Raw genomic sequence first — 13,896 nt, 5'->3', positions numbered from 1 at the left:
CATTATATTTGGTCATAAAAACACCCCCGAAAATTAGATTTTTACTCTAACTTTCGGGGGTCGGTACCCCATCTCGGGCATGAGGAGCTTTTTCAACTGACTAATCAAGCCATCCATTTCGGCGGCATATTTTTATCCCAGTAAATTTCACCAATCTCGTGATGTTTTTCGAAATTATCATTGCTCAGATGGTAATGGAAATTGAACCAATAGCCTTCCATCGGACGATTGTCACGGCGAACATGAAAACGCGCGACATCTTTTTCATTACGCTCATCGTATACATGAAAAATCCTTTCGCTCATTCCGCTGGCAGGCTGTTGTGTGATTGCGTAATAGGCTACCTCGTCATCCGCTTCTTCAAGCACAGACTGCAATACGGTTTCCATTGTTGGCAAAATAATGGTAGTGAACTCATCTTCCACCTGGCTGGCAATTTTTGGTCCCAATTTATTCACTGCCTGTTTCTTCGCCAAATCCGTCAGTGAATGGATGTATTCGTCTTTATCAAACTTGTCTTTAGTCGAGAAATGAGGCGATGATTGTTCATCTTCTTCTTTGACAGCCACAAGGGCTGCTTGTCTTTCGCTATCATTTGCTTTTGAAGTGAACGTATTTTTGTCATTCTCGGCCTCAGCACCCATATGCAATGGCGGGACGTACAATCCCAGTGTCACGATGGCAACTAACGAGACCGCTATTTTACGGAGCCATAATTTCATTTTTATTACCTCGTTTTCTATGATCCTATTATCTATCTTATCATTTTTCCAACAAAAGTCTATTGATTTTATATATTTCCGATAATTCGCAACGAAGGACCTGTTTTTTGCTGTATCTGTTGTCTGCAGATATGGTACAGTTATGTAAAGACTCAATTCGAATCTCGTTTGTTACTATGGATATCAAATGTGTTGTAATGAGCATTCTGTCCGTTTTCCGAGAGACAGTGATAACACTTATATTGAAAACATTTGAATAAAGACTTATGGAGGTTATATCATGTACATAAAATTCCCGCAGGAACAACGAGAGGCATTCCTCACGAAAGTGAAAGATTATTTTTACATGGAGCGTTCAGAGGAAATTGGTGACTTGGCCGCTGAAAACATGGCTGATTTCATTGCCCGGGAAATAGGACCGGTATTTTATAACCAAGGTGTCCGGGATGCCAAAGATATGCTTGAACAGAAAATGATGAATTTGGAAGAAGATATATCCTCTCTTGAAAAAACGTTCCCACGTCAAGAAAGGTAGGATGGGGGTATTTGCTTCATGGAAAGACAAATCGAAAAAATCACAAATATATTACACGCTTATCGAATCGGTCACCGTATCCCCGGGTTGGCTGCCGGAATCATTTTAAATGGTCAGATTTTTTATATTCGTGGATTTGGCACCACCAATGCAAGTAGTTATCGTTTATTCACAGCAGATACCCTTTTCGCATTACAGGACATGACTTCCCTTTTTACCGCCCAATCCATGCTGCACTTGGCACAGCATTCTGACTTCAGCATCAACAAGCCTTTAAAGGATCATCTGTCCTGTTTTGATTCGCAAGAATTGAGATCAATTACAACCAAGCATATTCTGTCCCATGAAACTGGCTTCACAGGCGATTTCCCCCTCGTCTCCTCGCTCGATAGCGAAATGTCTTTATGGTACCAGGATATACCGGCATATAAGGAAAACTTGGAAGAGATGCAAAGAATTATTGGCACACACGCTATTCAATCAAGGGAGGACATTGCCAGCTCGTTCAGCAAGTTGCCGCTGAAGCATCGCCCCGGCAGCCAGACTGAATATAATATCGAGCCATTCCTATTAGCAGCCATTATATTGGAAAAATTATCCGGTATGACATGGGAAGCATATATCACAACCCATATTTTTCAGCCGCTGGGCTTAAACAAAACCCGGATACATCTGGATGCAGCAGCTGCAAATGAAGCATCAAGTCATTATATCAATGCGATCGGCCAGCCGATAGAAGCACCGGTACCATATAACCCATTGGGGGCTCCGATTGCTTCCATTTTTTCCACTGTCAATGAAATGCTTGTATTCCTTGAACATTGTTTGCTGCAATCGAAACAAGCAACAGGCGCCTTCATACAAGACACCCCTTCTGTTTTCATGCAAGGATGGCATATTGAGGAGGAAGACGGGAAACAAATATGGTCGCTCTCAGGCAATCAGCTGGGAGGAAGCAGCTATATTGAAATGGTCCCTGCATTCTCTTACGGGGCAGTGATTTTCGCAAATATAGATATGCTCCGCCTCCCCAGGCTTGCGAAAAGAATCAGGAATTTCCTTCTCCCGTAAGGATTTCATCACCATGAGATCAGAAAGAAATTCCTGCTGTTACTTTCGGTGTTTTCAATCCTAGCAGCGCTGCGGCGTCGCCAAGGATGGCCCATATTTGTACTTGAACATCCATCAAGCCCGTATCCAGGTGATCAATATCCATATCGTCACAGTCAGTTAGTTTCTGCTGGTATCCTCTTCATCATACAGTACAGGATACAACTCATCTTCTACTGTTATATCAGACATCGGTACTTTTTTTCGATAGGCTGCCCTCGTGATCATATGACCGGAAACCGGCGCAGTCAAAAACACGAACACGATTCCGAGCAATAGACGGACACTGATGATAGACTGAGTGATCCAAATATATATAAATGCGCCAGATAATGTCAATAAAACCGCTAACGTTGCACTTTTTGTTGCGGCATGTGAACGAGAATACACATCTGGAAAGCGAATGATGCCAATCGCACTGATGACAGCAATGACACCACCGCACAAAATGAGCAATGCCGCAACAAATTCACCGATTTCGCTTGCGTTCAATGACAACACCTCTTTCAATATATCTTGAAAAAGCAATCGTGCCTATGAAGGTCAGGATAGCCAAAACAAGTATGACTTCAAGGAAAGCATTCGTATCCAGCAAAACGGAGACAATCGCTATAACAGAAACCAATATCACACCAATCATATCGAGACCGATGATACGGTCCGGCAGACTCGGCCCAATGATGATGCGTACTAATGTGATCACTCCTGCAATGCCGAACAAAACCAAGGATATCAACAGCATACTGTCAATCATCGGCTCACCTCCATAATAGCTTTTTCAAATTTCTTCAATGATTTCAGCAGCATGTCCTTCGATTCCTTCACATCCATACCATGTATATAAAATGCATTTCCTTCCGGTGTCACTTCCATCACGACTGATCCAGGAGTGAGAGTGAGCAGCAGAGCAAGTGCAGTTACTTCCCAATCCCCTTTCAGTTCTGTTTCATATTTGAAAATTCCCGGGCTGATCCTGATATCCAGCCTCAAAATATGTTTCATTACATGAAGACTAGACTGCAGCAATTCAGAAACGAAAAGAATGATCAACTTAATAGCAGCATAAACCCGAAACAGATAAAATTTATTGCCGAAGAAACGATACATGAGAAATACAATTCCAATTCCAATCAAATAGCCTGTCACAAACGTTGACAAACGAAAGACATCCTCATCTTTAAACATTACCCAAAGCAACGCAATACATAAATTCAGCAAAAACTGAGCTGGCAAGACAGTTCACCTCTCTCCGCACATCCTAATCATTTAAAACAGCATCCACATATATATCCGGATGGAGCAATGTATTCGCAGCGTCTTTCACATAGACAGACAGTGATTCAGCGCATATTCCCAAGGCTATGGTACCTATCATCAAAATGATGCAGGGCACAAGCCAGCCAATTCTTATCGTTTTTTTCTCGTCGATGTTGATGGTCGATTCCCCCCAAAAACAATTCAGGAAAATACGCAACAACGAGTAGAGGACAAAAATACTGGAAATGAAAGCAAGCGAAAGCAGCACATAGGAATCACCCTCTATCGCCCCCTGCCCTACCAGCAGCTTGCCGATGAAGCCGCTTAGCGGAGGTACACCTGCGAGCGAAAGCAGCACAATAAAGAAAATCCATCCTAGTCCTGGATAATTTCGTATCAGCCCGCTCATTTGGTTGATTTTGTTGCTGCCGGTCAACGTGATCATCGTTCCAATAACTAAAAACAGGAGCGCCTTGACAATCATGTCATGGATCAAATAATAAACCGAGCCTTCTAAAGCGGCGGGAGTGGCCACCGAAAGACCAACTAATATGAATCCGACTGCAATCACGACATTGTATGAAGCAATCAAACGAACATCTTTATATGCGACAGCGCCAATACTGCCGCCAATCATTGTCAGCCCCGCCATGATACCGATAAATTGATGGGTGATGACTGTCTCATGGTAGAAAATCAAGGTGAATATACGGAACATCGCATAGATGCCGACTTTTGTCAGCAGGGCACTGAATAACGCAGCAATCGCTGTTGGTGGTGCACTGTATGAACCAGGAAGCCAATAGTACAAGAGCAAACCAGATTTCAAAGCGAATACAAGTAAAAACATCATGCCAATAACTGTCAAAATGGGTGTTTGCCCAACCTCTGCAACTCTTGATGAAATATGTGCCATATTTAGTGTTCCGACTGCCCCATATAAATAAGCGATGCCGATCAAAAAGAAGAAAGAGGAGACTACATTGATGACAACATATTTGATGGATTCTTTCAATTGCGTGCGTGAGCTGCCGAAAGCTATCAACACATAGGAAGCGAGCAGCATGATTTCGAAATTCACATAAAGATTGAATAAGTCCCCGGTTAGAAAAGACCCGTTCACACCCGCCACCAGGAAATTGACAAATGGATAAAAGAACAGTTTCTCACGTTTTTCACCAATGGAATAAAATGCATACAAGAGACAAACCGCAGCAACAATACTTGTCGTTACCACCAATAACATGGAGAAAGAGTCTGCAACGAACAAGATGCCAAATGGGGGCTTCCACCCACCAAAATCCAGCCGAAGAATACCTTCTCTTTGCATACGGTTCAGCAGATATACACCAATACCAGCGTTTGCCAGCATGACTCCAAAACTCAGCCAACGTTGGAAATATAATTTATTTCGAAAGAAAATCAGGAGGATGCCTGCAAGTACAGGCAGCACCATTACAAGCACAAGCAGATTATTCATCATCAAAACCTCTCATTTTGTAAAGACTGTCCGTATGCACAGTACGGTAGACGCGGTAGGCGAGCACCAGCAGCAACGCCGTCACTGCAAAGCTGATTACAATTGATGTCAAAATCAGCGCCTGCGGGAGGGCATCGGTATATGGACCCTTTTGTCCGCCGCCGATCAATGGGACATTTTCCCGCTCCAATCCACCCATTGTCATGATAATCAGGTGGGCAGCATGGGATAAAATCGCTGTGCCAAGGATGATACGCAAAACATTTCGGCTTAGCAGCAAATAGGTTGCGACAGAAATCAATATCCCCGCCAGAATAATAATCATTGTCTCCATCGCTACACATCCTTTCCAATACTCAAGATGATCGTTACCACCACGCCTACCACTGTCAGAGCCACACCGGATTCAAAAATCATCACTGTACCCACTTCTATCTTCCCAAAAAATGGGAGCGTCCATACTGTATGTCCCATCGTTAGGAATGGTTCATGAAATACGACAGATACCAGTCCGGTAGCCACTGCGGTGAAAGCACCGAGTGCTGCCACTTTTTTGAAGTCGAACGGGAGCGCTCTTTTCACCGTTTCGATATCATAGGCAAGAAAAAGCAAAACAAATGCTGATGCCAGCACCAATCCCCCGATAAAACCGCCTCCTGGAGAATTGTGCCCTGAAAAAAACAGATAGATGGCGAGCGTAAATATGATGTAGACGACAATTTTTGTCACTGTATGCAAAATGACATCATTTGTTTTCAAGCTTGCTCATCTCCTTTTTTTCTGCCTGTTTTAATAAAGGTGAACACACCGATACCAGCAATCAGCAATACGACCACTTCCAGCATCGTATCAAAAGCACGAAAATCACCTAAAATCGTGTTGACGATATTTTTACCGCCTGTCAGTTCATACGCATTTTCAAAATAGGAGGAAATACTGGCAAATAATCTACCGTTTTGGACTGCCAAGGCAATCACCACGAATAAAGCTCCCGTCATGATTGAAATCAACGCGTTGAAACGCTTCGTTCTTTTCGGCGCAGCCTCTTTCTGCCATTCCGGCAAAAAGTAATAGCTAACAAGAAACAGAACTGTTGTGACTGTTTCTATGACCAATTGTGTCAAAGCTAGATCAGGCGCTCGGAATAAAACGAATAACACCGCGATTGCATAACCGACAACACTATTTAAAATAATTGCCGTCAGTCTTGATTTAGCAAATAATATGGACAGTGCTGCTACTGCCATTACCAGGGCAATGATCCACTCGTAGACAGAAATATATGCACCTCCAGACACATGAAACCTATAAGCATCCGTAATGAATAACGTACCGCCTGCAAGCAGCAGAAAAGCGATGAAAATATAAACCAGGTAGTCTTTCAAATAACCGGTCATATACAATCTGGTTGCTTTTTTGGATGTATCTTCCAGCTGGCCAAGAGCAACATTGTATAATGTATTGAAAGAAGCCTCTTCAGGGAACAAACGGTAGACGCCTTTCCAATAAGGCATGGTATAATACATCAATGCACCGAACAAGATAATGCCAAGTGTCATAAGCAATTCTGGTGTGATGCCATGCCAGAAATGGATCCGTGTACCGAGCAGGTCTGCCGGAAATCCAGGAAAGATACCAGCCATCGCAGGGCGCAGTAAATAATCTCCCAGCACATTTGGAACAAAGAAGGTCGCGATGACCATAACGCCAAGTATGGCCGGAGGAATCAGCATGCCAGTCTTTGGTTCATGTACATTTTTTTTGGGAAGAGACTCTTTTGGAACTCCCAAGAATGTTTTCATAACGAGAATCATGCTGTAAATGAAAGTAAACACACTGGCGATCCAAGCGACAACCGGCAAAAGTTTCCCCCAGGTTCCAAGTGAAAAAATATCCAAACTAGTGATTTGCACCATAGCACCTAAAAACATTTCCTTGCTTAAAAATCCATTGAATGGCGGCAGACCTGCCATCGAAAAGCTGCCGATCAACGCGATGGTAAAGGTAATTGGCAGCAATGACATCAATCCTCCAAGTCTGCGGATATCGCGCGTTCCTGCTTCATGGTCGATAATCCCGACAACCATAAATAGCGATCCTTTGAACATGGCATGATTAATAAGGTGGAACAATGCAGCAAAAGTTGCCTGCGTATATAAAAGCGTTTCGGTGGAATATCCCAGCTTCAAAGCTGCGGATCCCAGACCGAACATCGCCATGATCATCCCCAGCTGACTGACTGTGGAATATGCCAGTAATGCTTTTAAATCAGTTTGCCGTACCGCCTGAAAGGATCCCCAGAATAATGTCAGCAGCCCCACACCGGTGACAAGCCAAAACCATAGCCTTTCTCCCCCAAAAACGGGCGTAAAACGGGCTACAAGATAGATACCTGCTTTGACCATCGTGGCAGAGTGCAAGTAGGCACTCACCGGCGTCGGAGCTTCCATCGCATCAGGCAGCCAGATATGGAATGGGAATTGAGCGGATTTTGTAAAAGCGCTCAATAAGATCAGCAGCATCGCCGGCAAAAAAAGCGAATGATCCGTGTATGCTCCGATATTTTCAATGATTTCCCGAATACGCATCGTCCCTGTCATCACATAGAGCATGAGAAAACCTGCAAGCATGGCAAAACCGCCAGTGACAGTAATCAAAAGCGACTTTAAAGCTCCTTCGCGCGATTTTTTCCGATGGAACCAAAATGCGATCAATAGAAAAGAGGAAATACTGGTCAATTCCCAGAATACATACAATACCATCAGGTTATCGGAAAATACGACACCGAGCATGGCACCCATGAACAGAAGCAGATATACGTAGAAATGCTTCATTGATTCTTCAGGAGATAAATAATAGATGGAGTAAAGTACCACAAGCGCGCCCATGCCTGTAATCAACAAGCCGAAAATCATACTGAGGCCATCAAGATAGGCGGTGAATTGTATACCATAGGAAGGAATCCAATACAATGTGCTGTGAAAGGTCTCCCCTCTGGCGACCTCAGGCAGGTAGCGAAATAGAAATAGGAAAAGTGTGACTGGAATAATCAGTACGAACCAGCCAATTCGGTTGTTTTTCACGTGTTTCATCAGCAGCGCAATGACCGCTGCAGCAAAAAACGGAATCATGATGGCTATGTTTAACGTCAATAATATCAACCTCCGGCAAAAATTTACGTTTGCTCAATGATGGTGCACGTAAAATAAACAGCACCATAGGCAGTGTCGAAGGACAAAAGCTTGGTCTTTCAGGTCATCATAGGATTTTAATCACAATGTGAAAGCAGTCAGCAGTTTGTCTTCATGCTGCTTTTGGGGTGATGAAGCGGTAATATTTTGACCAGCGCAGTACACCGGAAACGTTGAATAGATATGTTCATACAAGGAGGAGGTATGCTCCTTTTTGTACTTGTACATATAGTCCTATTATATATGAAAACCGGCCGCACTGCACAGAATAGGCAGTGATTTCGGAAAATGGACATACTTTTTCCTCATCTGTGCCATCACAAAATGACTGCAATCAGCTGCAAAAAAGGCTTGTCAGACAAATTCACAGTATGTCATATTAAAATTGTCTCAGCCTATGGCATTTTAGTGCTGAATGCCTTATGATATATGCAGACGTCAGAAGAAAAGAATGATAGCCTGTGTTTCTTGATAGATGACAGATGGGCAGATTGCCACGATTATACAACAGAGGTGAATCTGTGATGAAAAGATTGAAAAGCTGCATGGACGAAAGCATTCTCGTATGTGTATACTATGGACCAAATGGAGAAAGGCTCATCCGCCGCGGGCATAAGCTGGCCAATTTGCTGGACTGTCCGCTGTATGTTCTCACTGTGGACCCATTTCCTTACGACGAATTCGATGCCGAAAAATCCGGCTATATGGAAAGATGGCAGGAATTATGCGACGAATTAGATGTGGATGAATTCGTCATCCGTGACAATGAAAAACGCAGCTCTGCCAAAGTGATTGCCGAAGAAGTACACAACCATAATATTACACAAATCATTATTGGCCAAAGTCCGCAAAAAAGATGGGAAGAAATTACCAAGGGATCATTTTCCAACGTGCTTTTAAGGGAGATTTCGTTTGTTGATATCCACATTGTTTCCATAGACAGAGGTCTGAAAAGTGTTTCTGACACGAATTACGAGAAGGGTGTCCGCGCTTTCTTGAATAAAGAAAACGATGAAAATTATCACCTTGCCTTCAGTCGTTCAAGCAAAAATCTGTACGAGGGCATTTTTTATAAAGAGACTGGCACAGATTTTAATAACGGTGTATTCAAGTTCATTAATAAAGACGGAAAAACCTGTCAAGTACACGTGACTGATGACCGCATAGAAGGAATCGTGAAAGAGCCGCCGAATATACGGGATCATTAAAAAACAAAGGCATTCGCTACAGCACGAGCGAATGCCTTTGTTGCACCTATAAAGCATATTCTTCTGTCTGCCGTCTCGTTATTATCGTTCTGTAATGCTTTTTTAATCCTTGCCGATCCCTATTTGCTTTCCGTCACCTCAAGGACATCCAGCAGGAATACAAAGACAGGAATTCCGATAATCAATCCCCAGACACCAAAGAAATTCTGCGAGAAAATCAATACGATAAACGTATAAAACACCGGTAAGTCAGTCTTGGATGACATCAATTTCGGATTCAGAATATATGCTTCTATCGCATGAATGACCATGACAGCGATAAACAAATAAACAACCTTCCAGATGCCTCCAATTGTGAAAGCAATCAGTGTCAGCGGGATTAACGATATAATCACACCCGCGACTGGAATCAAACCAAGGAAAAAAATCATGATGCCCAGCCCGACGATTTGCGGAAAGCCAAGCACGCTTAGTACAATCACAGATAAGGTAGTGTTGATAATCGCAATGATGAACTGTGCTTCGATCACTTTGCCGAATGTGCGGGAAAATTTCTTCCCAAAAAATTCAATCTCACGGTAAAACGGTTCGATTTTGCTGTGCTTGAACTTATTCGTAAAATTGATCAGCCGAGGTTTCTCAATGAGGAAAAACAAGCTCAGCACCAATGCAATCAGCACTTGCACACTTGTTTTGCTAATATCGGAAAAATATTGCAACAAAAAGGAAAAGCCGTTTTCCAAATAAGTGGTGATTTTATTACTCGATATGACAGATTCGACGAAGTTGATGACTGGATTATCATGTGATTTAATTGAAAAATTGGTGATTTGCTTGATCAGCTGACTTATTTCTGAGGTGATCAGCGGCAGATAATTGACAAGCGCGACGGTTAGTAAACTGATGATAAGCGTGTACACGATCAAAACCAGCAGGGTCCGGTTGAATCGGACACGTGCCAGGATGAATTCGACCAGGCCATTCAGCAGAAATGAAAAAATGAAGGTCAGCAAAATAAGATTCATCATGCTTCTGACACTGTAAAGGACCACAACGATCAAGATGAAGATGATCGCCCGTTTCACACTCTTTTTCTGAAAAAATTTCGTTAAAGCCTCCATAAACTGTTCCCCTTACTGCTGTTTATTCCTGCCATTCTCTTTCCGTAAAACTGTGAATCTATTAACAGTGTACTGTATTTCTATGAAACAGTATTGCCATCCATTCCAAGAAATATTACAGCATGCATGATGTTTAGCAAATCCCCCCATTGCGAACCCGATCGCTTTTCATGGAAATGAACAAAAACCCCAACACTGTCAGGTGGGATGAAGAAACAGGCTTCTCCCCGATACAGTACAAAAGATTCCGCAGCTTCAATAATATGTATTGGGTAAATCATACCATAATTCGAGAAAAAAGTACCTTATTCTGCTGGAAAAAAAGACTGTTTCTATAGGTGACCCTTTTACACTTAAAGCATTGTGACATGGGAATTTATTTGGAAATCCAGTTCATTTACCTGCACACAAAATACTCCCCTGGCACGGCCATCAAGTGATAAAGCGGTCATTTATATTTGAATTTTGACTAGCAACAAAACCAAAACAAAAGAATGATCCCGTTGATGCCAGGCATAACAGGAGCATTCTTTCTATTCATCCGTTCTCACTTTTTTATAACAAATAAAGGAGAAAATGGCCGCTGCAAGCATCCATATGCCCACCCAGAGAATCGGCATCCAGGAGCGTGAATGACCCATCTCGATCAATTGCGGGATTGGCAGGATGTTGGCTATTCTCACTGTCAGGCTGTCTTTTGCAAAGCCTAGAAAATCAATCATCGGTGTAAATCCGAAAACGAACATAATCGGCATCAGATATGCAGTCGTGATTCCAACTGTTTTGACAAACAAACCGATACCGACACCCAGGAACAAGAAGAAAAAAAACAACAAAAACAGACCAATGATTGCTTGCAGATTCAGTAATGCGCCACTTCCCATAATGAGCAGTGAAATCAAGAGACTGACTACAGTCAGAAGTGTTGTCGCCAGGCTTTTACCGATAATGATATCCATAAAAGATGCCGGCGAGAGCATCAGCCCGCGCAGTGTCTTCTTTTCGTTCTCTTCTGCCATCAGCATCATCATCGCTCCAGTAGTAACTGCTGAAAATGTAATGCCGACGACTATATAGATGATCATCAACGGCATTGCTTCATCTGTCGCTTCCCCCATACGGCTATATAAGACTGCCAGTATGACAGGTATGATTGGGGTAAACAACATCATGGTATTTTTCATAAAATCCTTCATATCTTTCTCAAAAATGGCCTGGATACGTTGTACGTTCATTCAAACCAGCTCCTTTCCGGTAACCTGGAGAAAAATCTGCCCCAGCGTCGGGTTATCTGTGTGCATCGACTTGACCACTCCGTTCCTGATCAAGCTGGCAATTTTATCGGCATTGCTTTCGCCGTTCTCAATAATCAATCTTTCACCTTTGAATGTTTCTACATGGAATGCATGTGTAGAATATCTATATCGCAGATTCTCCGGGGTATCCAGTTCCTGCAGCTGACCATGATGCAAAAATGCGACACGATCACACAAGACATTTGCCTCTTCCATATCATGCGTATTCAGGAAAATGGTTGTGCCTGCTTCATTCAATAGTTGCAGCCCACGATGTATATGCGCGATATTGCCTGGGTCCAATGCAGATGTCGGTTCATCCAGAAAAACAAGCTTTGGCCGGTGTATCAATGCCTTCGCCAATAAGACACGCTGCTTCATCCCTTTTGAGAGCTTGGAAAAAATTTTTTTCTTCTCTTCCTTCATATTGACCTGTGTCAGCATTTCATCTATCCGGCTTAATGGAACATGATACAGCTTGCAAAATAATTTCAAATTATCATAAACTGTCAGCCGCTCATATAAAGAGCTGTTATCAGATAATATGCCAATTTGTGCTTTAAAGGCTGCAGTTCGAAAGTGAACCGGCTGTTTCCCAAGCACCTGAATGTCACCGTCTGTTTTTACAAGCTCCCCTGTGAGCAATTTAATCATAGTTGTTTTCCCTGCTCCGCTTGGTCCAAGCAGGCCAAAAATCTCTCCCTCTTTCACCGAAAAATCCACACCGTTAATCGCATTTTTCCTGCCAAAATTTTTTCGCAAACCCTTCACTTCAATGATATTTCCCATTTGCAAATCCTCCCCTGCCAATCTGCCTGCATCATATAGGATATTTCCAATGAACGCAGTCATATCAAGGTGAGATGTGTGTCATTGCAGCTGAACTGTACTCTTTCCGGGCTGAAAATTGCTCGTGTTTTTCAAGTATATAGGGTTAAATGTACTTATTTCAGGTTGAATATTTCATGGATGGCCTGCAGCTTCGTCCGTGATAATGGAATGGTGGCTTGCACTTTATTATTGATTTTTAATGAATATGTATTTTTGGACCATGTAATGATTTCCCTGACTTTTTGCAAGTTGACAATGTAAGAGCGGTGACACCGATAAAAACCGTAAAGCTCTAATTTCTTTTCGATTTCCGCCAATGTCAAGTCAAGTGCAAAAGAATCATTGTTGATGATAATGAAGGCCTTTCCCTCTTGACTCTCAATATAATCAATCTCAGTCGGGTCAAACAAAATCACTTTTTCCCCAACTTTTGCGGGAATTTTAAATAGTTTTTCCACTGTTAAGCTGGTTGGTCTTGTTTTTGCTTCCTCTTGTTCAGACGTTTCCTTGTCTACTTCCAACTGAAGCAATCCTTGCTCATGTAAATGATATGCGTCGTCACTAAGCAGCAGCGCATGCTCCATACTGGTAACAAGCAGAAGTACAGATCTTTTTTCTATCATCATCTGGTTAACCATATTGATGAATGTATTGATTGTCAGTATATCCACACGATTGATTGGCTCCTGGAACACGTTCAGTTGGGCACCTCTCATGTAATGTTTGGCATAATATACCCTGCAGATTTCAGAATCGCTGCATCGCTGCAAGGTTTTTTTGGTACAATTTTGCAGTTGGAACATGACAAGCACTTCAGGGAGCGGCATCTTACAGCCGAACCACCGATGATAAAATTTGATGTTATCCTGAACAGATATCCGCTCATACAACCCCTCATTATAGTCAAAAAAGGTTACATCAGTGTTCTTCTGCAACGCCCCGGCAAGCCCTGCTTGAAGGTCTACATCACTATATATGGATTTCACCTGTGATTCATCAATATCTATCTTACATGCTGGCAGCAGGGTATCAGATGCTGCCTCTTGTTCGATATTCAGCACAATCATATACATTCTCCTAAGTATGTAATCCAATGGTATTGTTCATGTATTTATTGTATGAAAAAGAAGAAGGAATTGAAATAAC

15 protein-coding genes are annotated in these 13,896 nt (G+C 42.5%); 3 read left to right on the top strand and 12 right to left on the bottom strand.

Features of this window, described 5'->3' with window-relative positions; translation table 11 throughout:
* Nucleotides 1-104 precede the first annotated feature (104 nt).
* Complete coding sequence (locus ACFSMW_RS06130) at nt 105-722, bottom strand: YpjP family protein (RefSeq protein WP_390353993.1); 618 nt, start codon at nt 720-722, stop codon at nt 105-107.
* Nucleotides 723-1,002: 280 nt separating this feature from the next.
* Between ACFSMW_RS06130 and ACFSMW_RS06125 the strand changes: the two genes are divergently transcribed.
* On the top strand, nt 1,003-1,257 hold the full coding sequence (locus ACFSMW_RS06125) for a DUF2164 domain-containing protein (protein WP_390353992.1): 255 nt from the start codon (nt 1,003-1,005) through the stop codon (nt 1,255-1,257).
* A gap of 18 nt (nt 1,258-1,275) precedes the next feature.
* Entirely contained in the window at nt 1,276-2,328 is a 1,053-nt protein-coding gene (locus tag ACFSMW_RS06120; RefSeq protein WP_390353991.1) for a serine hydrolase domain-containing protein, read from the top strand.
* Between the two features lie 159 nt (nt 2,329-2,487).
* Here the strand turns inward: ACFSMW_RS06120 and ACFSMW_RS06115 are convergent, their stop codons facing one another.
* From ACFSMW_RS06115 to ACFSMW_RS06085, 7 genes are read right to left on the bottom strand one after another with little or no spacing between them, the layout of a single operon-like run.
* On the bottom strand, nt 2,488-2,859 hold the full coding sequence (locus tag ACFSMW_RS06115; protein ID WP_390353989.1) for a Na+/H+ antiporter subunit G: 372 nt from the start codon (nt 2,857-2,859) through the stop codon (nt 2,488-2,490).
* Nucleotides 2,837-3,121 (bottom strand): Na(+)/H(+) antiporter subunit F1, encoded by a 285-nt coding sequence (locus ACFSMW_RS06110; protein ID WP_390353988.1) that lies wholly within the window; start codon nt 3,119-3,121, stop codon nt 2,837-2,839. Before ACFSMW_RS06110 ends, ACFSMW_RS06115 begins: the two co-directional genes overlap by 23 nt.
* Complete coding sequence (locus ACFSMW_RS06105) at nt 3,118-3,600, bottom strand: Na+/H+ antiporter subunit E (protein WP_390353986.1); 483 nt, start codon at nt 3,598-3,600, stop codon at nt 3,118-3,120. Before ACFSMW_RS06105 ends, ACFSMW_RS06110 begins: the two co-directional genes overlap by 4 nt.
* A 25-nt stretch (nt 3,601-3,625) precedes the next feature.
* Nucleotides 3,626-5,104: a Na+/H+ antiporter subunit D gene (locus tag ACFSMW_RS06100; RefSeq protein ID WP_390353995.1), complete on the bottom strand. Its 1,479-nt coding sequence runs from the start codon at nt 5,102-5,104 to the stop codon at nt 3,626-3,628.
* A complete protein-coding gene (locus ACFSMW_RS06095) occupies nt 5,097-5,438 on the bottom strand; it encodes a Na(+)/H(+) antiporter subunit C (protein ID WP_390353985.1) in 342 nt (113 codons plus the stop codon). The genes ACFSMW_RS06100 and ACFSMW_RS06095 overlap by 8 nt, the downstream gene beginning before the upstream one ends.
* Nucleotides 5,439-5,440: 2 nt before the next feature.
* Nucleotides 5,441-5,863 (bottom strand): Na(+)/H(+) antiporter subunit B, encoded by a 423-nt coding sequence (locus ACFSMW_RS06090; RefSeq protein ID WP_390353984.1) that lies wholly within the window; start codon nt 5,861-5,863, stop codon nt 5,441-5,443.
* Nucleotides 5,860-8,256 (bottom strand): Na+/H+ antiporter subunit A, encoded by a 2,397-nt coding sequence (locus ACFSMW_RS06085; protein ID WP_390353982.1) that lies wholly within the window; start codon nt 8,254-8,256, stop codon nt 5,860-5,862. Before ACFSMW_RS06085 ends, ACFSMW_RS06090 begins: the two co-directional genes overlap by 4 nt.
* A gap of 563 nt (nt 8,257-8,819) precedes the next feature.
* On the opposite strand from ACFSMW_RS06085, the gene ACFSMW_RS06080 reads away from it, so the two are divergent.
* Nucleotides 8,820-9,503, top strand: a complete 684-nt coding sequence (locus ACFSMW_RS06080; protein ID WP_390353981.1) for a universal stress protein — start codon at nt 8,820-8,822, stop codon at nt 9,501-9,503.
* 119 nt (nt 9,504-9,622) lie between these two features.
* Here ACFSMW_RS06080 and ACFSMW_RS06075 read toward each other — a convergent pair whose 3' ends face one another.
* The 4 genes from ACFSMW_RS06075 to ACFSMW_RS06060 form a co-directional block, all read right to left on the bottom strand.
* On the bottom strand, nt 9,623-10,624 hold the full coding sequence (locus ACFSMW_RS06075; RefSeq protein WP_390353980.1) for an AI-2E family transporter: 1,002 nt from the start codon (nt 10,622-10,624) through the stop codon (nt 9,623-9,625).
* Nucleotides 10,625-11,157: 533 nt separating this feature from the next.
* Nucleotides 11,158-11,859, bottom strand: coding sequence for an ABC transporter permease (locus ACFSMW_RS06070; protein ID WP_390353979.1), 702 nt, complete (start codon nt 11,857-11,859; stop codon nt 11,158-11,160).
* Entirely contained in the window at nt 11,860-12,708 is an 849-nt protein-coding gene (locus ACFSMW_RS06065) for an ABC transporter ATP-binding protein (RefSeq protein WP_390353977.1), read from the bottom strand. It lies immediately after the preceding gene.
* Between the two features lie 155 nt (nt 12,709-12,863).
* A complete protein-coding gene (locus tag ACFSMW_RS06060; protein WP_390353976.1) occupies nt 12,864-13,817 on the bottom strand; it encodes a LytTR family DNA-binding domain-containing protein in 954 nt (317 codons plus the stop codon).
* Between the last annotated feature and the right edge of the window lie 79 nt (nt 13,818-13,896).

The organism is Tigheibacillus halophilus (genome assembly GCF_042683165.1).
Taxonomy (GTDB): Bacteria; Bacillota; Bacilli; order Bacillales; family Amphibacillaceae; genus Tigheibacillus; species Tigheibacillus halophilus.
Note: the sequence above shows the minus strand (reverse complement) of the source record. Positions and strands in the feature narration are given on the sequence as shown.